General features: G+C 60.1%; 19 protein-coding genes. 5 read left to right on the top strand and 14 right to left on the bottom strand.

Features of this window, described 5'->3' with window-relative positions:
• Nucleotides 1-8: 8 nt before the first annotated feature.
• The 6 genes from CIC07_RS11400 to CIC07_RS11375 form a co-directional block, all read right to left on the bottom strand.
• Nucleotides 9-1,271: a glycosyltransferase family 2 protein gene (locus CIC07_RS11400; RefSeq protein ID WP_076356208.1), complete on the bottom strand. Its 1,263-nt coding sequence runs from the start codon at nucleotides 1,269-1,271 to the stop codon at nucleotides 9-11.
• Between the two features lie 4 nt (nucleotides 1,272-1,275).
• The gene (locus CIC07_RS11395) at nucleotides 1,276-2,610 is read right to left on the bottom strand and encodes a hypothetical protein (RefSeq protein WP_076356210.1); all 1,335 of its coding nucleotides are present in this window, start codon (nucleotides 2,608-2,610) and stop codon (nucleotides 1,276-1,278) included.
• A complete protein-coding gene (locus CIC07_RS11390) occupies nucleotides 2,600-3,442 on the bottom strand; it encodes a GGDEF domain-containing protein (RefSeq protein WP_076552905.1) in 843 nt (280 codons plus the stop codon). Before CIC07_RS11390 ends, CIC07_RS11395 begins: the two co-directional genes overlap by 11 nt.
• Nucleotides 3,412-4,902, bottom strand: a complete 1,491-nt coding sequence (gene wsfD, locus CIC07_RS11385; RefSeq protein WP_076356214.1) for a glycan biosynthesis hexose transferase WsfD — start codon at nucleotides 4,900-4,902, stop codon at nucleotides 3,412-3,414. Before wsfD ends, CIC07_RS11390 begins: the two co-directional genes overlap by 31 nt.
• A 290-nt stretch (nucleotides 4,903-5,192) precedes the next feature.
• The gene (locus CIC07_RS11380; protein ID WP_076356216.1) at nucleotides 5,193-5,420 is read right to left on the bottom strand and encodes a GrpB family protein; all 228 of its coding nucleotides are present in this window, start codon (nucleotides 5,418-5,420) and stop codon (nucleotides 5,193-5,195) included.
• A 12-nt stretch (nucleotides 5,421-5,432) separates the two neighbouring features.
• Complete coding sequence (locus tag CIC07_RS11375) at nucleotides 5,433-5,909, bottom strand: Fur family transcriptional regulator (protein WP_076356218.1); 477 nt, start codon at nucleotides 5,907-5,909, stop codon at nucleotides 5,433-5,435.
• Between the two features lie 150 nt (nucleotides 5,910-6,059).
• Between CIC07_RS11375 and CIC07_RS11370 the strand changes: the two genes are divergently transcribed.
• Nucleotides 6,060-7,106 carry a CobW family GTP-binding protein gene (locus CIC07_RS11370; protein WP_076356220.1) on the top strand — a complete coding sequence of 349 codons (1,047 nt, stop codon included), beginning with the start codon at nucleotides 6,060-6,062 and terminating at the stop codon, nucleotides 7,104-7,106.
• Between the two features lie 196 nt (nucleotides 7,107-7,302).
• On the opposite strand, the gene CIC07_RS11365 is transcribed toward CIC07_RS11370, so the two are convergent.
• The 5 genes from CIC07_RS11365 to CIC07_RS11345 all read right to left on the bottom strand — a co-directional run bounded on the left by CIC07_RS11365 (nucleotide 7,303) and on the right by CIC07_RS11345 (nucleotide 11,951).
• On the bottom strand, nucleotides 7,303-8,553 hold the full coding sequence (locus CIC07_RS11365; protein ID WP_083688009.1) for a GTP-binding protein: 1,251 nt from the start codon (nucleotides 8,551-8,553) through the stop codon (nucleotides 7,303-7,305).
• A 118-nt stretch (nucleotides 8,554-8,671) separates the two neighbouring features.
• Nucleotides 8,672-9,646 carry a metal ABC transporter substrate-binding protein gene (locus CIC07_RS11360; protein WP_076356222.1) on the bottom strand — a complete coding sequence of 325 codons (975 nt, stop codon included), beginning with the start codon at nucleotides 9,644-9,646 and terminating at the stop codon, nucleotides 8,672-8,674.
• Between the two features lie 27 nt (nucleotides 9,647-9,673).
• Nucleotides 9,674-10,570: a metal ABC transporter permease gene (locus tag CIC07_RS11355; protein ID WP_076356224.1), complete on the bottom strand. Its 897-nt coding sequence runs from the start codon at nucleotides 10,568-10,570 to the stop codon at nucleotides 9,674-9,676.
• The gene (locus tag CIC07_RS11350) at nucleotides 10,516-11,223 is read right to left on the bottom strand and encodes a metal ABC transporter ATP-binding protein (protein ID WP_076357050.1); all 708 of its coding nucleotides are present in this window, start codon (nucleotides 11,221-11,223) and stop codon (nucleotides 10,516-10,518) included. The genes CIC07_RS11355 and CIC07_RS11350 overlap by 55 nt, the downstream gene beginning before the upstream one ends.
• Before the next feature lie 278 nt (nucleotides 11,224-11,501).
• Nucleotides 11,502-11,951: a Fur family transcriptional regulator gene (locus CIC07_RS11345; RefSeq protein WP_048749552.1), complete on the bottom strand. Its 450-nt coding sequence runs from the start codon at nucleotides 11,949-11,951 to the stop codon at nucleotides 11,502-11,504.
• Between the two features lie 480 nt (nucleotides 11,952-12,431).
• On the opposite strand from CIC07_RS11345, the gene CIC07_RS11340 reads away from it, so the two are divergent.
• A complete protein-coding gene (locus CIC07_RS11340; protein ID WP_076356226.1) occupies nucleotides 12,432-12,704 on the top strand; it encodes a hypothetical protein in 273 nt (90 codons plus the stop codon).
• 75 nt (nucleotides 12,705-12,779) lie between these two features.
• On the opposite strand, the gene odhB is transcribed toward CIC07_RS11340, so the two are convergent.
• From odhB to CIC07_RS11325, 3 genes are all read right to left on the bottom strand, one after another.
• Nucleotides 12,780-14,048 carry a 2-oxoglutarate dehydrogenase complex dihydrolipoyllysine-residue succinyltransferase gene (gene odhB / locus CIC07_RS11335; protein WP_076356228.1) on the bottom strand — a complete coding sequence of 423 codons (1,269 nt, stop codon included), beginning with the start codon at nucleotides 14,046-14,048 and terminating at the stop codon, nucleotides 12,780-12,782.
• Between the two features lie 6 nt (nucleotides 14,049-14,054).
• The gene (locus CIC07_RS11330) at nucleotides 14,055-16,907 is read right to left on the bottom strand and encodes a 2-oxoglutarate dehydrogenase E1 component (RefSeq protein WP_076356230.1); all 2,853 of its coding nucleotides are present in this window, start codon (nucleotides 16,905-16,907) and stop codon (nucleotides 14,055-14,057) included.
• 291 nt (nucleotides 16,908-17,198) lie between these two features.
• A complete protein-coding gene (locus tag CIC07_RS11325) occupies nucleotides 17,199-18,647 on the bottom strand; it encodes an aldehyde dehydrogenase family protein (RefSeq protein WP_076356232.1) in 1,449 nt (482 codons plus the stop codon).
• A gap of 204 nt (nucleotides 18,648-18,851) precedes the next feature.
• Between CIC07_RS11325 and CIC07_RS11320 the strand changes: the two genes are divergently transcribed.
• From CIC07_RS11320 to CIC07_RS11310, 3 genes are all read left to right on the top strand, one after another.
• Nucleotides 18,852-19,181, top strand: a complete 330-nt coding sequence (locus tag CIC07_RS11320; protein ID WP_076356234.1) for a helix-turn-helix domain-containing protein — start codon at nucleotides 18,852-18,854, stop codon at nucleotides 19,179-19,181.
• Nucleotides 19,182-19,571: 390 nt separating this feature from the next.
• A complete protein-coding gene (locus CIC07_RS11315) occupies nucleotides 19,572-20,435 on the top strand; it encodes a class I SAM-dependent methyltransferase (protein ID WP_076356236.1) in 864 nt (287 codons plus the stop codon).
• A 4-nt stretch (nucleotides 20,436-20,439) separates the two neighbouring features.
• Complete coding sequence (locus CIC07_RS11310; RefSeq protein ID WP_076356238.1) at nucleotides 20,440-21,216, top strand: RluA family pseudouridine synthase; 777 nt, start codon at nucleotides 20,440-20,442, stop codon at nucleotides 21,214-21,216.
• Nucleotides 21,217-21,284: the final 68 nt, after the last annotated feature.

Below are 21,284 nucleotides of genomic sequence, written 5' to 3'. Positions count from 1 at the left end.
TTATCCTCCTAGAATCGTTCCGTTTTGTACCATCTGGCTTCCTTGCGCAGCACGGCGTCGCGGACATACTGGCAGAATCCGATCACCGCCACGACGAGCCACAGCTGGCAGTAGGTGAAGTACATGACGGCGATGAGTCCGATATTGCGCGGGCGGCTCTGTCCCTTCTCCATGCTGAGCGCGATCGCCATCTCCAGGATGAAGACCAGATAAGCCATGAACCAGAGAAGCACTGTATTTCCGGCTACATTGTATTCGATCAGCCCCATCATCCCGAGCACAAATATGACGTCGGAGAGCAGAGCCGAGCTCAGGAACAGGAAATAGACCGTGCAGAAATAAAGCAGATCGAACCGGATCCGGCGCGAATCGCGGGAGAACAGAAGGCCCAGGTTTTTGAGCAGCACGTAGATGTTGCCCTTCACCCACCGGCTGCGCTGCTTGATCCACACCGGAACCGTCTCCGGCTCCTGCTCCCAGGTGACCGACAGCGGCATGTACTGGATCCGGTAGCCGAGCCGGTAGATCCGGAAGCTGATCTCGGTGTCCTCGGCGATCGCTCTCGTGTCCCATCCGCCCATCTCTTCGATGATGGAGCGCCGCACGACGAAGTTCGTTCCCGGAATGGTGCTCAGTCCGAACAGCTGCCATCTCCCCGCCTGCACCATCCACTGGAATCCGAGCGTCTCGATGTTGATGAAGCGGGTGAGCCAGTTTTTGGACACGTTGCGGGTGCGGAATTTGCCGATGACGGCACCGAGCCGCTCATCCCGCTCCAGAGCGTGGACCAGGATTTTGAGCGCAGAGCGCTCCGGCGTATTGTCCGCGTCATATACGGCCAGAACCTCCCCGGTGCTGGCGAGATATCCGTTGTTGAGCGCTCCCGATTTCCCCTTGCCCCCGGAGACGGCATCGGTCGTCAGCACGCGCAGATTCACCTCGGGATGGTCGGCCTGCATCCGGGCCAGAATGTCGCCGGTACGGTCCGAGGAATTGTCGTTCACAACGATGATCTCCAGCTTGTCCCGGGGATAATCCAGCTGGATGAGGGCCGATACGGTCTGGCCGATCACCCGCTCTTCGTTATGGGCGGGAATCAGCACGGATACGGAGGGATAGCTCTGCAGCGGCTCGTCCACCCGCATCCTCAGCGTTTTGAGATAATAAATATAGCCGCCGATCGTGAGCACGATATTGATGAGCAGCATGACCCAGATGCATATCATGCAATATAGGAAAAGATAGTCGACAACCCCAAGCTGCCCGTTCATGGCCTCACCTCAAAAACTTTCTGCGGTTGATCTGCCTGCCGACGACGAAAAAGGTGGCGAACGCCGCGGCGACGAGGATGGAAACGACAAGCAGCACGACCATGGCCGATTTGATGCTTTTGTTCACCAGCGTGAGCGAGGTGTCGGCTTCCGGCTGGGCAGGAACAGCCGTCTGGCCGCCGGGGGGACTGTACTCGGCAGGCGGATTGCCGTCGACGAGCAGCCTCCCTCCGGTCCGCCGGACGTCGCGGTCCCATTGGATCCGGCCGTCTACAAGGGAAGCCTCGGCGAATACGGTGCCGCCGCTGGCCGCTTCTTCCAGCATCGACGACATCGCTGCAGCATCGGCTCCGGCTTCAAGCCCGATGACGAGAGAAGCCGCCGGGGGGAGCTCCGCGGAAGCCTCCGGCTCCAGTCCCTCCCGATAGGGAAGATAGATGCCGTTCCAGGCCTCCTCCGCGCCTATATCGCGGGAATACCCTTGCCATGCTCCGTCCTCGACGAACAGGCCGGCGCGTCCGAGTATCGGCTTCCAGGACGGATCGAACAGCAGATCGAGCGGCCCGGACATTCCGGCGATGAAGATTCCTTGCTCCGCATAGGCATCCCATGCCTGCTTCATAAGCCGTTCGGGCTCCAATGAATCGGTCACTCCCGCGAGCATGGAGCCTTCCACATAGGACTGCCACTCATCCGGAGGCGACCAGCCCTTGAGCGGAGCGAGCAGCGGAATGCCGCCTCGTTCCAGCAGGCTTCTGACCTCTGCGAAATAAGCTTGTATCCCTTCCGATTCCGCGTTCACGAATACGGGACGAAGCTCCACGAAAAAGGAGATGCTCCTCTCCTGCAGCCATTCGCCCTTGCGCTCCAGCTCACTGAGATCCAGGAAGGGATTGACATCCTTCAGCATGAAATAGGAAAGGCCCGCCGTCGTCCCCATGACACCCGGCTTCGGCTCCCCAGGCCCGTCCAGCGTTTCCAGGCCGATTCCTTCTTCCGCGAAACGCTTGCGCCAGGCGGAGGCGGCCGCCTCTGCCTGGCCGCCGGTCGCGTATGCTTTTGCCAAGCCGGCTCGATCACCCGGCATCTCCTGGCCGGCCAGCTGAAGGGCGACGGAGCCATGGGTCGATCTCAGCATCCGGTATTGGGCCATGAGCCTGTCTCTGGGAACATCGTTCCCGTAGAGCAGCATGACCTTGTCCGAACGCTCCGAGGCCGGAGGAGCGGCATGGCTGCTGACATTGCCCGCGATTGTCAGCGCGGAGGCAGGAGCGGCGCTCCACGCGCCGGCAATGAGCCCCGCTGCCAGCAGGGCAAGCAGCCGAGTCCTACACGTCATATTCCATATCCTTTTCCGCCATGCGCCGCAGCATGATGGCATCCTGGTTTTGCCCGGAGTCGTATTCCGCCACCCCTATTCTCAGCTCAAGCCGGACAGAGACGGTTTTGGCCGAGCGCTCCAGCTCGTAGGCATAGATACTTTCCTTGATTCTCCGCTTCACGATCTGGGCGCCCTCGGCGTTGCCCAGCAGCAGCAGAGCGAACGTCCTTCCGTCTTCCAGCATATAGGCGGAGTCCTCCGTGCGGGTGCTGTCGACCAGCTGCTTGCCGATCCAGCGGACGACGTCGCCCATCGCTTCGTTTCCGACGATGCTGCGGATATCGTCATAATAATCGAGCCGGACGAGCATGACCGACAAGGGAAGCTTGTAGCGTCTCGACAAGCCCATATACTGATGCAGGACCGCGTGGAACACTTTGGCGTTGTCCAATCCCGTCTTCTCGTCGATCGTCACGTATTCCGAATAGCGTTCCCGCAGGCGTCCGTTCTCCTGCTGGATGGAACGGATCGATTGTCCCGCGGACGCCGTCATGATCGCGGCGGCCGGCAGCAGCACCAGCCAGTAGTAGACATGGGATTCGATGCCGCTCCCGAGGACGACGGCGCCGTACATGACATAGCTGCCGTAGAAGAAAATGGCGATTGCCGATACGCATAGAGCGACGACCAGGCTGCTCACATAAGAGACCAGCACGATGGCGAACAGCACGCTCATCAGAATGGCGTTCTCCAGATAGGTTTCCTTCGGCAGCAGCGCGAACCAGTTGACGATTCCGTACGCAAGGATGATGAGAGCCATCATCCAGATATCGAGTTTCTTGATTTCCACCGATGCATTCCTGCCTTCCATCGAATAGTCAGCCAAGCGGCCGAGTGTCGGACGACATGCACGAGCATGACGCCGAACATGAGGTCGAAACAGACATTGAACAAAAAGAGATGCTTGGCGAGGTCCGCGTCTCCCGCCCCGAGAAAGGCGATCGCCAGCTGCGACAAGCCGATGACGCCGGGGAGAGCCATGACTTCCAGGCGGAACATGTCCGCATGCAGGCGCCGCCGCCATGCGCGGGCGTAATAGAAGGCCAGCCCGCCGTAAAAAACGCCGTAATAGAGCAGAATGAAGCGGAAACCGTCCGGGAAGATCGCCTTTTTCAGCGAGCTCCAGCCGGAAAAGAAAGAGGTCTTGGCTCCATAAGGCTTGCCGGCGCTCTTCTCGTAGTTGCCCATCGCATCCGGACGGATGGAGTAGGCCTGGGATGCGGCCATGTCCAGCTTCTCGAAAGCCCGGTCGGCATGGCGGAGGTAATAGCCGATGATCGTTCCGTATCCGAACTTCGAGTAGAATTCTTTTTCCATCAGCGGAGACTCGACCGGCTCGAGCTGATATTTGTCATAGTAGGTCGTCCCTGCAAGAACCGCGAACTTGGGGTCCAGACCGAGCTCCTTGAGGTCCCGTTCCGGATTCAGGGAGCCTTCCAGTATTCCGCGGGTGACGGCATGATACTGGTTGATATGCTTGATGTCATCCGTCATGAACAGATAGACGCCGACGGACGCGGCCGCGATCGCGGCCGTTCCGGCGAGCGCGGCACGCCGCCATTTGCCCTTATCCATCCGAAAGGAGAGCCTGAGCCCCATCAAGGCGAGCAGAATTCCAGCCGGGGCGTTCTGCTGCTTCGCCGCGGCGAACAGAACCGCGCATGCCGCCCAGGCGATGAACCACGCCGTCCATCCCGCCTTGCGCTCCGGCAGCCTCATCATCAGCACCAGCGACAGAAGGAGAAAAATATAGGAGGCCGGTTCGCCGTAGAAGGAATTGAAATAGACCGTATACCCGGTATCGGCCAGAATGAAAGCCGCGGCAGCCGCGGCGAAAGCCGCCATGCCCGGCTTCAGCCTGCTTGCCGCTTCCTTTACGATCAAATAGATGGCGGCCAGGAACAGGACGGAATACATGGCAGCCAGAAAGCGAAGGTCGAACCGGTTGTCTCCCGTAATCGCAAGATCGATTCCGAGCGCGGCCCGGATCATCAGCGACAGCGAGGAGACAAAGCGCGAATTCTGGTCGTACGGGTACTCCCGAATGCCGAATTCGCGGTTGAAATAGCCGAAATGCCGGTCCTCGAAGCTGTCCGTCAAATAATACAGGCCCGGATTATGGATTTCCCGGAAGAAATCTCCGTTGTCCGCCATGCCCGCATAAGGCTTGGTGAAGAGAAGGACGATCAGCAGCATCCCGACCGCAGCGGCCGCGGCCGCTGCGGCTCCCGGTTTTGGAAATTTTCTCATGCCTGCCTGCCCACCCTCGTTCTGTTCATTGAGCCATTTCATTCATGAAGAACTTGCCGAAATGCGTCTCTCTGTAACACGTTATGTATTGTTACCCGGTTCACTATTAGACCTATCTTATTTCTTTTAATAGATTTCGACAATAATCTACATTTTTCTATTTTCATCCTTTCGGGAACGAATCCCGCAGCCTGAGGCCGGCAACGCAAAAAAAGCCCCTATGAAAGGGGCTCCCGTTCCGTCCGCAGCTTGCTCAACGGGCTCTTGCCGGAATTGCCGCCGAGCCGGCGCTACTCCAGCTCTTTGAACGCCTCCGTCGTCATCAGCCGCTCGAAGAATGCATTCTTCTCCGCCCGATGCCCGTCCATGCCGCAGCCCTCATATCTCCGCTTCAAGGAATCATATTCCTGGAGATAAGACTCGTTCCTGGCCAGAACCTCCCTGAATTTCCAGAAAAAATCGGTCTCCGAGCCTGCCTCCCTGAAGGCGCTGCCGTCCTTAAACCGGACCTTCTCCATCCTATCGTCCTCTCACGAAACGGCTTTGCGCCGGCAGCTCTTCCGGCCGCAGTGCATGTACGTGCCGGTGAAGTCCAGCCTGTGGTCGGTTACGGCAAAGCCGTATTCCCTCGCCACTCTGGCTTCCAGCTCAGCCAGCCAGTCGTCTTGGATTTCCTTGACGAGCCCGCATCGGCTGCAGATGAGATGATGATGCATATGTGCCTGGCCCGACGCCCGCAGATCATAGCGGACAACCCCGTCGCCGAAATGCATCTTCTCCACGACGGCGAGCTCGCTCAGCAGCTCCAGCGTCCGGTAGACCGTCGCAAGGCCGATTTCCGGATGAAGCTTTTTGACTTTCAAATAGATGTCCTCTGCGCTGAGATGGTCGCTCTCGTTCCCGATCAGCACTTCCAGCGTCGCCCGCCTTTGCGGGGTCAGCCTGTACCCTTTTCCGACGACCATGCTGTTGACAGCATCCATGAGTGCAATCGCATGCTGGGACATGAATCTGATCCCCCTTTGTCCTGCGCTATTGTTTAGAATCATTCTTATTTGATTGTACCTCAATCGCCAAAAAAGATCAAAACGCCTCGTTCTAAGATATGCCGGACAAGAGTACTTCTTGTAATACCCATCGATGCGAGGTGAGCTTATATGTCTATTCCCGTATATATATTGACCGGATTTCTGGGCAGCGGCAAGACGACCCTGCTGCTGAACCTGCTCGTTGAGACGGAGCGGCGGGGCTTGAAGCCGGGAATTCTGATGAACGAGCTCGGTCGCGAGGATGTGGACGGCGCGATCGTGCAGGAGAAGATCAGCCTGCCGGTCCAGAAGCTGCTGGACGGCTGCATCTGCTGCACCAAAAGAAGCGAGGTGGAGGCAAGCCTGAAACAGCTGGCGGCCGGAGAACCGGATCTGATCATCATGGAATTGACCGGAGTGGCGGACCCTGCCGAGCTTGTCGCCATGTTCTCCCCCTCGAATGACGAGCTTCCTCCCGGACTCCAGCTCGAACGGGTCCTGACCGTCGTGGACGCATCCCGGTTCCTGGAGCACAACAGCCGCTTCTCCGCGGAGAGGCAGCTGGTGCGCCTGCTCCGCAGCCAGGTGAGCGAGGCCGATATCGTACTCATGAACAAATCCGATCTGGCTCCGGCCGGCGAGCTCGACAAAGTCCATAAATCCTTGCGCAAGCTGAACGGGAAAGCGGCTCTCTTGCCGTCCGTCCGCTGTTCCATGGACGTCGCTTCGCTGCTCCACTCCGTTCATCCCCGTCCTAAGGCGCCGGATCCCCGGCAGCCGGCTGCCGGGACGGCGATGCAGCCGGCGGGCGCGCTGCATCCTTCCCGCGCAGCGACGCCCGCTCCTTTTCGAATGGCGTCCCCCGCCGCTGCCCATCACGGGCATCCCGAAGGGAATCCAGCCGCAGCGATTCGTTCGCTGACCCTTTCTATGCCCGACAAGATGCAGCTGGACGCCCAAGCGGTCGAAGCCTTCCTGGCCCGCCACGAAGCCTGTCTGCTCCGCGCCAAAGGACATCTCGTCGCCGGCGGCCGAATGCTGCTGCTGCAATTCAGCAGCGGGAGGGTGGAATGGAGTCCATCCAATTACCCCGGCAAGCCTTACCTGGTGCTGATCGGCACCGATCTGCCCGAGCAGAGGCTGGCCGAGGAATGGAAGCTGCTGAAGCTGTCTTGAAACGAAGGAAAGGCCGGGCTGCTCAGCCTGGCCTTTCCTTCGTTCATGTTATGCAATTGAAGGCTGGCTTTGCTCCTCGCAGGCCTTGCCGGTTTGCAGGAAATCGTGCTGCCGACTTTGCCGGGTTCTGGCTTGCTAGATTTTGCCTTGCGCAGGCTTGAGCTCGCGGAGGGTCTGCAAAGAGGGTCTGCAGAGACTAGGACGCTCCCGGCAAGTCATCTTCCAGCCGGCTCCAATCGTCCGCCATTTCCTCATCCGTAAGCAGGCAGCCGTCCAGGGAAGCGGCAACCTTGTCCGCCTCGAGCCCGATTCCGATGAAGACGATCCGGTTGATCCTGTCTCCGTAGAGCGGATGCCAGTCCTGCTTCAGATCCGGCTGCTCGCTCATGAGCATGTCAAGCTCCTCGTCCGGAAGCGCCGCTGCCCAGTATCCCATCGGCCCGAAGGTGATGGATGGTCCCGCCTGGCTGATGGACTGCGCCGTGTCCATCCGGCTCGCCAGCCACATGAAGCCTTTTGCCCGGACGATCTGCTCCGGCCAATCCCCCATCCATTGCTCCAGCCTGCGCGGATGGAAGGGGCGCGCGCGTTCGTAGACGAAGCTGGAAATGCCGTACTCGTCCGTTTCCGGAACATGGACCGGCTGCTCGAGCTCTTTCAGCCACCCCGCCGACGAGCTCGCCTCTTCAAAATCGAAGCGCCCGGTATTCAACAGCTCCGCAGGAGCCACCCTGCCATGCTCGGCGCGGACCAGCTTCGCCCGGGGCTGGAGACGGCGCAGCGCCGCTTCCAGCTTCGCCAGCTCCTGCTCGGGAACCAGATCGCATTTGTTCAAGATCAGCACATCGCAAAACTCGATCTGGTCGATCAGCAAGTCGGCCACATCCCGGCTGTCGCTTTCGTCGACAGCCTGCTTCCTCGCCAGCAGCGAATCTCCGGAACCGAGATCATGCCAGAAGCGGCTCGCATCCACGACCGTAGCCATCGTATCGAGCCGGCAGAAGCGGGACAGGTCGATGCCCGATTCCTCGTCGGCATAAGAGAACGTCTGGGCGACTGGCACCGGCTCGCCTACCCCGGTCGATTCGATCAGGATATAATCGAAGCGGTTCTCCTGAGCGAGCCGCTCGACCTCGCGCAGCAGATCCTCGCGGAGCGTGCAGCAGATGCAGCCGTTGGACATCTCCACGAGCTTTTCATCCACACGGGAAAGCCCTCCTCCATCCCTGATCAAGGTTGCGTCGATATTGACTTCGCTGAGGTCGTTGACGATGACCGCCACCCGCATTCCATCCCGGTTGGCCAGAATATGGTTCAACAGCGTCGTCTTGCCCGAGCCCAGGTAGCCGCTCAGTACGGTGACCGGCAAGATCCTTCCGGAATTGCTCTCCGTTTTTCCTTCCTTATTCGCATTGCTGCCGGCTTCTTTCGTCTCTCGGGGCTCCATAGTCAAAACGATCCACTCACCTTTTTGTAATTTTTACGATTTAATAGGAAGGATAAAGCCGGACGAATCCGGCAAAGTAGTTATATTTACGATTATTCAAAAAAAAGAAAGCGGGCTTTCACTCGTTCAAAGCTTTCTTCAATGCAGCCAGGTTCTTCTTCATGATGGAGATATAGTCCTCCTGCGCCGCCGTCTCTTCCTGCGTCAAGCCTTCCAGCGGATTGAGGACATCCGTGCCTGCGCCCGTCTCGGCCGCAATCGTATCGGCGATTTTGGAGTCGGCCAGCTCTTCGAAGAAAATGGTGCGGACGTTGTTGTCCTTGACGAACTTGACGACCTGAGCCATCTGCTCCGGCGAAGGCTCCTGCTCCGGCGACAATCCCGCTATCGGAACCTGCTTCAAGCCGTATTCCTTGGCCAGATAAGCGAAGGCCGCATGGGACGTGATGAAGTCCTTGCGCTTGACATCGGACAGCTCGGATTTGAATTCTCCATCCAACTCCTGGAGCTTGGAGGCGTAAGCATCCGCGTTCTGCTTGAACTGCTCCGCATGCTCGGGGGCGGCCTTGCTGAATGCCGCTTCGATGCTGCGCACTTCCTTCATCGCCAGAGCCGGGCTCAGCCACACATGGGGATCGACGGGGTGTCCATGGGACTCTTCGGCGCTGCCGCTTTCATGATCGTGGCCTTCATGCCCATCCTCCTCGACGCCTTCCAGCAGCTCGATGCCGCTGCTCGCTTCGACGGCAACCCGCTTGGTACTGCCGGCGCTCTCCAGCGCGCGCTCCGCCCATTCCTCCACGATGCCGTTGTAGACGAACACATCCGCATCGCTGATCCTGGACATGTCCTTTGCGCTCGGCTCCCAGTCATGGGGCTCCGTGCCGACCGGGACGAGAGCGGTGACATCGACGAGATCCCCGCCGACCTGACGGCTGAATTCCGCCATCGGATAAAAGGTGGCGACAACCTTGAGCTTGCCTTCTGCGCTTTCGGGGGAAGCGGCGTTCCCGTCCGTCTTGGTGCCGCAGCCCGCTAGGACCAGCGCCAACGCAGCGGCGGCAGCCGTGCTTCGAATCCACTTGCTGTTCATGATGGTACATCCCTTCTTTCCGCTTGATTAATGGTTATGTGAATCCTCGCTCAACCTTGGAATCGGGCCGTAGGTATGCATCTCCGTATCGGCAGCCGCCACATGGCTGCTCTTGGAGCGCACGAACCGGATCGCTTTCTTGAGTCCGACGCCGATCAGCAGCAGAGCGAGGAGAACCAACGCGATCGTGCCGCCCGGAGGCAGGCTCAGCTGGTAAGAGGCCGTGAGGCCGGTGAACACGCCTGTCAGGCCGATGACGACGGCGAGCAGCAGCGCGGCGCTGAAGCGGCTGGCGATCCGGATCGCCAGCGATGCCGGCAGGACGATCAGCGAGGAGACGAGCAGCACGCCGACGACCGGCATCGCAGCGGCGACGATCATACCGGTAAGCACGCTGAACATCATCGAGATGAGCCCGACGGGAAGGCCGCTGACGCGCGCCGTCTCCTCGTCGAAGGTCATCTGGTACAGCGGACGCCGCAGCAGGAAGAAGAACAAGCCGCCGATGACCGTCACGGCCGCCATCAGGATGAGCTGGGTCTGATCGACCGCGACGACGGATCCGAACAGATACGACGTGAAGCTTTTGCTGATGCTCTTGTTCAGGCTCATGAGGACGACCGCCGTCGAGAGCCCTCCGACCATGATGATCGCGACCGATATCTCGCTGTACGTCTTGTAGGAACGGCGGACATATTCGACCGCTACCGCCCCCACGATGGCAGTCAGGAAGCCCGACAGGGTCGGGTTCCAATTGAGGTATGCCCCTGCGGCGACTCCCGCCAGAGAGACATGGGAGAGCATGTCCGCCATGAGAGCCTGCCGTCTGAGCATGAGGTACACGCCGAGCACGGAAGCGATGACCGCGATCAGCCCGCCGGCACAAAATGCCCGTTGCATAAAGTCGTACTGCAGCATTTCCATCCGCCCTCCCCCTTTCTCTCCAGCTCAATGATCCGGTCCAGGTAAGGGCGGCATTCATCCAGGCCATGCGTCACCATGACGATGGCCATGCCGTGGACTTCGACCATATGGCGCATCAGCTCGTAAAATCCGGCCCGGCTTTCCTGATCCATGCCTGTCGTCGGCTCGTCCATGATGAGCAGATCCGGCCGCTGGGTCAGCGCCCTCGCGATGATGATGCGCTGCTTCTGCCCGCCGGACAGCTCGCCGATGCGGCGGCTGCGGAGCTGCCACATGCCGACCTGGCGAAGCGATTTTTCCGCCGCTGCCCGGTCCTTCTCCGTCACCTTGCGGAGCCAGGAGCCGCGGCTGTGGACGCCGGAGAGGACGAACTCGTACACGTTGCTCGGAAAGCCTCCGTTGAAGGCGGCGATCTGCTGCGGCACATAGCTGACGGTCAGCCTACTTCCGTCATCCCGTCTCCGCGCCAGCTGCACCTTGCCTTTCCACGGCTTCAGCAAGCCGAGCATGAGCTTGAGCAGCGTCGTCTTGGACGCTCCGTTCGGTCCCGTCACGGCGACGAACTCGGCGCTGTGCACCTCGAGGGAGGCGTTGTGGAGCGTCGGCACATCGCTGTATCCGAAGTCCACGTCTTTCAAGGATGCCAGAAGCATGGCCATCCCACCTTCTTTCTTCTATCGTAAATATTACATATTTAGTAGATAGGTTGGCGCCGTCCCCGCCTATCGCCGTAAGTTCGTGCTTAATAGTAATCATTACACCCAGACAATTCTATCAGGGTCGGTTCTCAAAGTCAATGACCGATGAGAGGTTCTCTTCAGAAGGCTGCGCATGGATGAAAGCTGGAGCCCTGCCCGGAAAATGTCCGGAAGCCGCCCTGCAGGATACCGTCATCCAGCAGCAGCTCCGCAAAAAAAGAACAAGCCGGCAATCAGCTCCCCGCTTGCTCCTTTTGGCAGTGCTCGCAAATGCCGTAGACTTCGAACCGGTGGTTCATGATCTTGAAGTTGCCCGGCAGCCGCATTTCCTGCTCCATCGGACAATAGTCGAAGGTAAGCGTCTTCTCGCAGTTCGTGCAGATGAGATGATGATGGTGGTGATGGAAGCAGGCGGCTTTGAACTTGAGCCCGGCGTCCATGGAATAGAACTGTTCGAGCACGCCCATCTCGCTCATGAGCCGCAAGTTGCGGTACACCGTATCGAAGCTTACGCCGGGGTAAGAGACCGCCATCGCCTCGTACACATCCTTGGGAGACAAATAACCTTCGGTCGCAGAGAAAATATCCGCCAGCTTGCGGCGCTGATCGGTAATTCTCCATCCGCTCCTCGACATCGCATCCAGCATCACTTTGGCTGTTCCGTTCGTCTTCGTTCCCGCCATCGCAAGTCTTCCTTTCCGCGTAACAATCATAGGATATCCCAAGTATACCATAGGAATGCCTTTCCTCGAAATCCGTCCAATCCGGGCCCCGCCCGACAATGCGGCGCGCACCCGTCCGCGCCAAAAAGCGGGCAGGGAACCACGCTGGTTCCCTGCCCGCCTGCGGTGCAGCCGTTACAGCTTGCCGTTGCGCCCGGCCAGCTGGATGATCGATACAACCAGCGCCAGCAGCGCAATCAAAGTGTCCGTGCCCATAAGTGCCGCCTCCCGAAGACATGCTTCCATCGGCCGGCATCCTCTCCCATGAACAGGCGGTTCAAGCTTGGCTCCCCGTACATTCCTATGCGGCAGCGGCCGGCTTTATTCCGATTTTTCGCAATAAAAACCATTCCCACATCCTGGAATGCCGACGTATAATATAGGATACAGCGCGCTCACCGGCCGCCTGATCCAGCTCATCAACAAGGGGATACAGCCACCATGAATGTGTATCTGCTGCTGCTCGCTCTGATCATTTATGCCGTCGCCTATTTCACCGGCGTCAGACGCACCCCATGGCTGCTCGCCGCATTCGCGCCCGGCCGCATCCGGGACCGCGACAAGCTGTACCGGACCATCGCCATGTACAATCTCATCGCCAGCGTCGTCGTTTTTTTTGTCGGCGTCATCAACCTTCCCGAAATGTCCTACCTCCTCGTCTGCATCGGGGCCGGGTATGTCGTTCTGCTCCTGTACTGCAACCGCAAGATGTAAGGGATAATCAAGGAACCATATAAAAAGCCCGGAGATGCCATGGCATCTCCGGGCTTGTCTATTTACCGGGTTGCATCAGCCTTCGAGAAGAAGGGATTCCGGATCTTCCAGCAGTTCCTTGACGGTCACGAGGAAGCGGACCGCTTCGGCGCCGTCCACGATGCGGTGGTCGTAGGACAGGGCGATGTACATCATCGGACGGTTCTCCATGCGCACGTCGTCGATGGCTACAGGACGGATCTGGATCTTGTGCATGCCCAGGATGCCGACCTGCGGAGCGTTCAGGATCGGAGTCGACAGCAGGGAGCCGAAGACGCCGCCGTTCGTGATCGTGAACGTGCCTCCTTGAAGATCGGAGAGAGCCAGCGTATTTTTGCGGGCTTTGCCAGCAAGCTCGGAGATCGATTTCTCGATGCCGGCGAAGCCGAGGCGGTCGGCGTCGCGCACGACCGGAACGACGAGGCCGTCCGGAGCCGCGACGGCGATGCCGATGTCATAGTATTTCTTGAGGATCAGATCGTCGCCGTCGATTTCCGCGTTGAGCAGCGGATATTTCTTCAGCGCGCCGACGACAGCCTTCGTGAAGAAGGACATGAAGCCGAGGCCGACTTCGTTCTTCTCCTTGAAGGCGTCCTTGCGGCGCTTGCGCACGTCGAGGATCGCCGTCATGTCGACTTCGTTGAACGTCGTCAGCATGGCCGCCGTATGCTGGGCTTCCACCAGGCGCTTGGCGATCGTCTGGCGGCGGCGGGACATTTTCGTACGCTCGACCGGCTTGCCTGGCTGCTCGGTGAAGCCAGGCTTCGCCGGAGCGGCTGGAGCTTTGGCCGGCGCGGCGGCTGGAGCCGCAGGAGCGGAGCCATGGTTCGCCACGTCCTGGTTGTAGATGCGGCCGTTCGGATCCGTGCCTTTGACTTGGTTCAGATCGATGCCGCGCTCGCGGGCAAGCTTGCGCGCGGACGGCGAGGCGATGGCGGAGCCTTCGCTGCTCGCGTTCGCAGGCGCCGGCGCCGGTGCGGCAGCTGCGGCCGGAGCGGATGCAGGCGCTACCGGAGCTTCCGTCTGTACCGGCTGCGCAGGAGCGGCGGCCGGAGCGGATGCGGCCGCGCCGCCCTCTCCGATGACGCCGATCGTCTCGCCGACGAGGACGGTGTCGCCCTCGCCTTTGACGATGCTGTTCAGCACGCCGCTGGAATCGGCGCTGATTTCCAGGTTGACCTTATCGGTTTCGAGCTCCAGAAGAAGGTCGCCCTGGGCTACGGCTTCCCCTTCTTTCTTGAGCCATTTGGTGATCGTTGCTTCCGAGATGGATTCGCCTAAGTCAGGCACTTTGATATCAGACACTTGCTTCTACCTCCCAAGTAAAATCGTGTTCAACGCTTTTTGCTGCAGCGAGAGCGAGATGATGGATTGTTGTTCGGCGGCGTGAACGTCTTGGTGGCCGCTTGCCGGGCTCGAACGGTCCGGGCGTCCGATATAGTGGACAGCTTTGCCGCCCGCCACTTCGCGGATGCGGGATTCCATGAAGGTCCAGGCGCCCATGTTTTTCGGCTCTTCCTGTACCCATACGATTTCTTCCAGCTTGCCGTAACGGGCGATGATTTCGGCGATTTCCTTTTGCGGGAACGGATACAGCTGCTCCACGCGCACGATATGCAGCCAGCTCATGTCCTGGTCTCCGGCGGATTCCAGTGCTTCCTCGAGATCGACGGCGACCTTGCCCGAGCACAGAATCAGGCGGCGGACCGCAGCCGGCTTCGCGCCAAGGCCATTCTGCTCCAGAACGAGCTTGAAGCTGCCGTTCGCAAGATCCTCGCCCGGCGACAGGACACGCGGGTTGCGGATCAGGCTTTTCGGCGACATCATGACGAGCGGACGCGCTCCCTCATGCTCGGTCCAGGCAGCCTGGCGGCGGAGCAGATGGAAGTACTGGGCCGCCGTGGACAGGTTCGCCACCGTCCAGTTGTTCTCCGCGCACAGCTGCAGATACCGTTCGAGGCGGGCGCTGGAATGCTCCGGACCTTGGCCTTCGTAGCCGTGGGGCAGCAGCATGACGAGGCTGGAGCGCTGCTTCCATTTCGTGCGGCCCGCCGAGATGAACTGGTCGAAGATGACTTGCGCGGAGTTCGCGAAGTCGCCGTATTGGGCTTCCCAGATCGTGAACGTCTCTGGCGAGAATACGTTGTAGCCGTACTCGAAGCCGAGCACCGCGCCCTCGGTCAGCGGGCTGTTGTGGATCGCGAACGATGCCTTCGCCTGCGGGAAGCGGTGCATCGGAGAGAACTTCTCGCCCGTCTTATGGTCGTTGAGCACGATATGGCGATGCGAGAACGTCGCGCGCTCGACATCCTGGCCGCTCATGCGGATCGGCTTGCCGTCGGCAAGGATCGTCGCGAACGCCAGCGTTTCGGCGAGCGCCCAGTCGACCTTCTCGCCTTGGTCGAGCATGGAGCCGCGGCGCTGCAGGATGCGCTGCAGCTTCGGATAGACGGTGAAGCCCTCCGGATATTTGAGCAGCTCGGCGTTGATCTCGCGCAGCCTGTCGAGCGGAACAGCCGTCTCGGTATTTTCCGGAGCAACCGGAATCGGACCTGTGTCGGCATGCTTGCCGTTCGCCGCATTTTCCTTCATGACGTCGTAGGCGTCTTGAAGCTCCTGCAGCGTATTCTGGATCAGCTTGTTGATCTCGTCTCCGGAGAGGGCTCCCTCCGCCTTGAGGCGCTCGGCGTACAGGCTTGCAACGGTCATGTGCTTGCGCACCTTCTCGTAGACGAGCGGCTGGGTGCCTTCCGGATCGTCCATTTCGTTGTGGCCGTAGCGGCGGTAGCCGACAAGATCGATCAGGAAGTCCTTCTTGAACTTGTTGCGGTACTCGCAGGCAAGGCGCACGGCCGCGATGCAGGCCTCCGGATCGTCCGCGTTGACATGCACGATCGGAATTTCGTAGCCTTTGGCGAGGTCGCTCGCATAATGCGTGGAGCGGGAATCCTTGCTGTCGGTCGTGAAGCCGATGCGGTTGTTCGCGATGATATGGATGGATCCGCCATTGCGGTAGCCGTCGAGGCCGGTGAAGTTAAGCGTTTCCGCAACGATGCCTTCTCCCGGGAACGCGGCGTCGCCATGGACCTGGATCGCGATGGACTTGTCGAGCTCCTGCACGGGGTAGCCCGCTTTGCTGCGGTCTTCCTGAGCGGCGCGGGAGAAGCCCTCGACCACCGAGTTGACGTACTCCAGATGGCTCGGGTTGTTGGCCAGCAGGATGCGGGCGCCGGTCTCGATGGAGCGGTCCGCGCCAAGATGGTACTTCACGTCGCCGGCCCAGCCGGAGTTGATGCCCATGGAGCCTTCCGAAGGAACGAGCTCCTTGTTCGGCGCATGATGGAATTCCGAGAAGATCTTCGCGTACGGCTTGCGCAGGACATGGGCAAGCACGTTCAGGCGGCCCCGGTGCGCCATGCCCATCAGGACATGCTCGGCTCCGTTCTGAACGGATTGGCGGACGATTTCGTCGATGACCGGAATGAGCATGTCGACGCCTTCCACGGAGAACCTTTTTTGGCCGACGAACGTGCGGTGCAAGTACGCTTCGAATTGTTCCACATGAATAAGCAGGTCAAGGAGAGCTTTCCGCTCATCCGGGTTCAGGGAGGAGTTGGCAATGCCGGATTCAGCCTTGGCGCTGAGCCAGTCCCGTTCCGTCTCGGTATGGACGTGGCTGAATTCGAATCCGATGGATTGGGTGTAAGACTTGCGAAGCTGCTGGATCGCTTGCCAGCCGTTCGTGACGCTGGCGGGAGCATGATCCCAGAGGATGGAAGCCGGGAACCGGCTGAGGTCCGACTCGGTGAGATCGAAAGTCGCGGGCTCGACAAGGCGAGTATCCGAGGAAGCGCGAAGTCCGAGCGGATCGGTGTTGGCGGCCAGATGGCCGTAGGTGCGGATGTTGCCTACCAGTTTTTCCGCGGCGGCAAGCTTTTTCAGAAGCGAGACGTCGACGGAAACCTGGCCGGACGGAGCAGCACTGTGAACCGCTGCAGGAGCAAAGTCCGCCGGCGGTTCGCCCAGCTCCGCGAACAGGTCGCGGAAAGAGGGATCGACGGATTCGGGATCGCTGCTGTAGCGCTCGTACTGTTCCTGGACGTAGCCCAGGTTGGGTCCGAAGTAATCATTCCATTGCCGTTTAGTGTTTGATTCGTCGGTCATTTGCCAACTACCTCCGTTAAGTGAAAAAGGTTGGTACGGATGATAACAATGAAGCCGCCTCGCAAGCATCAGCCCGGCAAAAAGCCGCCGGCTTGGTAACCGGCGGCCTGACAATGGCAGGTTGAAAGTCAAGGAGGCCCGGGAAAGATCCCGGCTCCTTGGAGTCATTGAACAGGATCGGCTTCGTTTGTGCTTCTATTATAAAGAAAACGCGGCGCTTATTCAATGTTTGTCGACAACCTTTCGTAAATTGCGACGAACGCAGCTGCAAAGGCTTCCAGGCACGGCATGTCAGTTCTCGAAGAATCCGCTGCGGAAGCTGACGAGCTTCGGCTCCGTCATCTCCTCCATGGCGTACCGGACCCCTTCCCGTCCGCTGCCGCTGTCCTTGACCCCTCCGTAGGGCATATGGTCCAGCCGGAAGGTCGGGACATCGTTGATCATGACGCCGCCGCAGTGCAGACGGTCGGCGGCTTGCAGGGCATGCTCCATGTTCTTCGTGAATACGCCCGCCTGCAGGCCGAACTTGGACCGGTTGGCCGCCGCGATGGCTTCCTCCCAGCTGCCGAAAGGCGCCACCACCGCAACGGGACCGAACGCCTCCTCGCAGCTGAGCTCCGCGTTCTCCGGCACATCGGTGAGCACGGCCGGCATCATCAGCGAGCCGTCGAAGCTGCCGCCGCAGCGTACGCGGGCACCTCCTTCCTTGGCCCGCTCGAGCCAGGACTTGAGGCGGTCCGCGGCCCGCCTGTTGATCAGAGGAGTGATGTCCGTCCGCTCGTCGAGCGGATCTCCTGCAGTCAGCTTGCGCGCCCGCTCCGCGAGCAGCTCCGTGAATTCCTCAACATGCTCTTCATGCACGAGCACCCTCTGCACCGATATGCACACCTGTCCATTGTAGGCGAAAGCTCCCGCAGCCGCTTCATCGGCGATGCGGACCAGCTCCTCCGTAGAAAAGCCTCGGTCGACCAGCAGCGGAGAGTTGCTGCCGAGCTCCAGCGTGACCTTGCGCAGGCCTGCCTGCGCCCGGATCTGCCTGCCCACCTCCGGACTGCCGGTGAAGGTGACGAAGGCGATATCGGGATGCGAGGAGAGCGTCTCCCCGAGCTCCTTGCCGCTGCCCGGAATGATGTTCAGCACGCCGTCCGGCAGCCCGGCCTCCTCGAACAGCTCCGCCAGCAACAGCGCCGACAGAGGCGTCTGCTCGGCAGGCTTGAGCACGATCGCGTTGCCCGCCGCGATGGCCGGGCCGACCTTGTGGGCGACGAGGTTGAACGGGAAGTTGAACGGCGTGATCGCGCTAACGACGCCAACAGGCTCGCGCCCGAGCATCGCCCTCCGTCCTTCGCCGCGGGGAGCCGCGTCCATCGGAATCGTCTCTCCCCTCAGATTTCTCGCCGCCTCCGCCGCAAACAGATAGGTTTGAACCGTACGCGCGATCTCAGCCCGCGCCGCCTTGATCGGCTTGCCCGCTTCCAAGGCGGCGATTTCGGCCGCCTCGGCGCTGCGGCGCTCCAGCAGATCGGCAGCCTGATACAGGATCGAGCTTCTGCGATGGGCGGGCTCGGCACGGAAATCGCGGAAAGCGTCCCTTGCGGCGATGACGGCTTGCGCGGCCTGCTCCTCCGATGCATAGCCGATTTCCGCCAGTCGCTCTCCCCCATAAGGCGCATGGAGCGGCTCGGTTCGGCTTCCTTCCACCCATTTTCCGCCTATCCACAGCTTCGTAGTTTGAATCAATCCTTCCCTCTCCTTCCGATGTGGCCCGCAAAGGTTCCGGGCGTTGAATTCGTGTTTGCGATTCGCGTTATCCGACAGGATCTCCGTGCGTTCGCTTGACAATGATACATATTGTATCATAAAGTTTGATTGAGGCCGTGCCGCCGCATGCCCGCAATCTTCAACCGGCACTGCCGCTTAGAATGAAGTAAGGAGCGGCCCGACATGACCCTGACGATGGGAGATCGATTGCGTGAACTCCGGCTTAACAAAAACATGTCCCAGGAGGAGGTATCGAAAAAGATCGGCATTACCCGCTCCGCCTACAGTCATTATGAAATCAATAACCGCCAGCCTGTCTATGAAACCCTGATCAAGCTAGCCGCGTTTTTTGAAGTCTCCCTGGATTATATGATCGGCGGAGAGCAAAATCAAAGCGAAGCCCAGGTCGCTCCGGAAACGGTTGAAATGCTGAGGATTCTGAACGGAATGGATGCCGAGAAGCGTCAGCGTTCCATAGACCGGATGATGGATGTGCTCAAGCAAGCCGAATAGGCGCCTGCCTTCATGCCGCGGGAGGGGCAGGCGCTTCGGCTTCCCTGCCAGGGTATCCCGGATGCCTTTTATGGCTGCTTATCCGCCCCGTCCGATTTGCCGCCGCAAGCCTTCCTGCCCGCCTCCACTCCTAATCAGCTCCTGCATTCGCTTTCCTTGCCGGTTCCTGCATTCTCTTCCTCTGCCAGTTCCCGCATTCTCTCTTCCGCCCAAGCTCCCCAGACCGGCTTCGCTGACGAGGTCCATTTTCCCCATGGATCAGGCGAATCTTCCTCTTCTTTTCAAGTTCCTCCGAATGTCCCCTCTCCTTGCCGCTTTCATTGCTTCCCCAACGGCCACCCGATATAATAAGTGGACGATTGTTGAAGCAAAGGGGCCAAGCAGACCACTATGTACATTGCAGACCAATGGAAAGACTACGAACTTATCGATACAGGCGACGGAGACAAGCTGGAGCGCTGGGGGGATGTCACCCTGCGCCGGCCGGATCCGCAGATCATATGGCCTTACCGGGGCGACCGCCGCAGCTGGACGAACGCGGACGGCCACTACCACCGCAGCTCGGCGGGCGGAGGGCAATGGGATTTCAGCAAGCAGCTTCCGGACAAATGGACCGTCTCCTACGGAGAATTGAAGTTCAACATCAAGCCGACGAACTTCAAGCATACGGGACTGTTTCCCGAGCAGGCGGTCAACTGGAGCTGGATGATGGAGAAGATCCGCGGCGCAGGCCGCCCTGTCCGCGTGCTCAATCTGTTCGCTTATACAGGCGGAGCCACCGTTGCAGCCGGAGCGGCCGGAGCCGACGTCTGCCATGTCGACGCAGCCAAGGGCATGGTCCAATGGGCCAAGGAGAATGCCCAGCTGTCCGGCCTCGCCGACCGGCCAATCCGCTATATTACGGACGATGTGTTCAAATTCGTGCAGCGCGAGCAGCGCCGCGGCAGCAAATACGATGCCATCATCATGGATCCTCCGTCCTATGGACGAGGTCCGGGCGGAGAAATGTGGAAGCTGGAATCGAGCCTGTTCCCCTTCCTGGAATCCTGCATGGAAATCCTGACCGACAACCCGCTCTTCCTCCTGATCAACTCCTATACGACGGGCTTGTCGCCGCAGGTGCTCCACAACCTGCTCCATATGACCGCAGGCAAGCGCTTCGGCGGCAGCATCAACTGCGGCGAGATCGGCCTTCCGATCGGCGCGTCCGGTCTCGTGCTGCCATGCGGCATCCTTGGCCGCTGGGAGGCCTGAGAGCATGGCGGCCTCCCGGGGCATTCCCGTGCTTTACGAGGACAACCATCTGCTCGCGGTCGTGAAGCCGCCGGGCATTCCGTCTCAGGCCGACGAGAGCGGCGACGCGGATATGCTCACGCTCCTCAAGCAGGACCTGAAAATTCGGCATGACAAGCCCGGCAATGTGTTTCTCGGGCTCGTCCACCGCTTGGACCGTCCGGTAGGAGGCGTCATGCTGTTCGCCAAGACGTCCAAGGCTGCCGGGCGGCTGTCCGATTCCGTACGGACGAGGACCTTCAGCAAGACGTATGTGGCCGTTCTGAACGGCAAGCCGCCCCGGTCCAAGGGGCAGTTGAAGCATTATCTGGACAAGGACCCGAAGCGCAACGTCGTCGCGGCTTATGACAAGCCTCGGGGAGAAGCCAAGGAAGCAAGGCTTTCCTATGCCGTGCTCGGCGAGGCGGAAGGCTTGACGCTGGCGGCCGTCCGCCTCCATACCGGCCGGCCTCACCAGATCCGCGTCCAGATGGCCGCCATCGGCTGTCCGCTCCATTCCGACCTGAAATACGGCGCTCCCGTCCCGCGCGTAGACAAGTCCAAGAGCGGCCATGCGGACATCGCGCTCTGGTCGGCGGCAGCAGGCATTCCGCATCCGGTCAGCAAGGAGTGGATGATCTTCGCTTCCCGGCCGCCAAGCTCCTATCCGTGGAACCTTTGGGAGGACAGCCTGCTCGACGGAGCCGCTCTGCATCTGGAGACGGAATTCGGAGCGGAAGCAGGGAAGACGGAACCCCGATAGTTGCCAGAGACGACACGAACGACAGCGGCAGGCCAAGGAGAGCAAGCTTCTCCAAGGCTGCCGCTGTT

The organism is Paenibacillus sp. RUD330, assembly GCF_002243345.2.
GTDB lineage: Bacteria > Bacillota > Bacilli > Paenibacillales > Paenibacillaceae > Paenibacillus_O.
The sequence above is the reverse complement of the archived record's forward strand: the minus strand, read 5'-3'. Positions and strand labels throughout refer to the sequence as shown.

What these genes read in the sequence shown, in the direction of transcription:
- CIC07_RS11320 (WP_076356234.1), top strand. Translation starts at nt 18,852, where the DNA reads ATGACCCTGACGATGGGAGATCGATTGCGTGAACTCCGGCTTAACAAA.
- CIC07_RS11310 (WP_076356238.1), top strand. Translation starts at nt 20,440, where the DNA reads ATGGCGGCCTCCCGGGGCATTCCCGTGCTTTACGAGGACAACCATCTG.
- CIC07_RS11340 (WP_076356226.1), top strand. Translation starts at nt 12,432, where the DNA reads ATGAATGTGTATCTGCTGCTGCTCGCTCTGATCATTTATGCCGTCGCC.
- CIC07_RS11360 (WP_076356222.1), bottom strand. Translation starts at nt 9,646, where the DNA reads ATGAACAGCAAGTGGATTCGAAGCACGGCTGCCGCCGCTGCGTTGGCG.
- CIC07_RS11380 (WP_076356216.1), bottom strand. Translation starts at nt 5,420, where the DNA reads ATGGAGAAGGTCCGGTTTAAGGACGGCAGCGCCTTCAGGGAGGCAGGC.
- CIC07_RS11370 (WP_076356220.1), top strand. Translation starts at nt 6,060, where the DNA reads ATGTCTATTCCCGTATATATATTGACCGGATTTCTGGGCAGCGGCAAG.
- CIC07_RS11395 (WP_076356210.1), bottom strand. Translation starts at nt 2,610, where the DNA reads ATGACGTGTAGGACTCGGCTGCTTGCCCTGCTGGCAGCGGGGCTCATT.
- CIC07_RS11345 (WP_048749552.1), bottom strand. Translation starts at nt 11,951, where the DNA reads ATGGCGGGAACGAAGACGAACGGAACAGCCAAAGTGATGCTGGATGCG.
- CIC07_RS11330 (WP_076356230.1), bottom strand. Translation starts at nt 16,907, where the DNA reads ATGACCGACGAATCAAACACTAAACGGCAATGGAATGATTACTTCGGA.
- CIC07_RS11375 (WP_076356218.1), bottom strand. Translation starts at nt 5,909, where the DNA reads ATGTCCCAGCATGCGATTGCACTCATGGATGCTGTCAACAGCATGGTC.
- CIC07_RS11350 (WP_076357050.1), bottom strand. Translation starts at nt 11,223, where the DNA reads ATGCTTCTGGCATCCTTGAAAGACGTGGACTTCGGATACAGCGATGTG.
- CIC07_RS11400 (WP_076356208.1), bottom strand. Translation starts at nt 1,271, where the DNA reads ATGAACGGGCAGCTTGGGGTTGTCGACTATCTTTTCCTATATTGCATG.
- CIC07_RS11315 (WP_076356236.1), top strand. Translation starts at nt 19,572, where the DNA reads ATGTACATTGCAGACCAATGGAAAGACTACGAACTTATCGATACAGGC.
- CIC07_RS11355 (WP_076356224.1), bottom strand. Translation starts at nt 10,570, where the DNA reads ATGGAAATGCTGCAGTACGACTTTATGCAACGGGCATTTTGTGCCGGC.
- CIC07_RS11365 (WP_083688009.1), bottom strand. Translation starts at nt 8,553, where the DNA reads ATGGAGCCCCGAGAGACGAAAGAAGCCGGCAGCAATGCGAATAAGGAA.
- wsfD (WP_076356214.1), bottom strand. Translation starts at nt 4,902, where the DNA reads ATGAGAAAATTTCCAAAACCGGGAGCCGCAGCGGCCGCGGCCGCTGCG.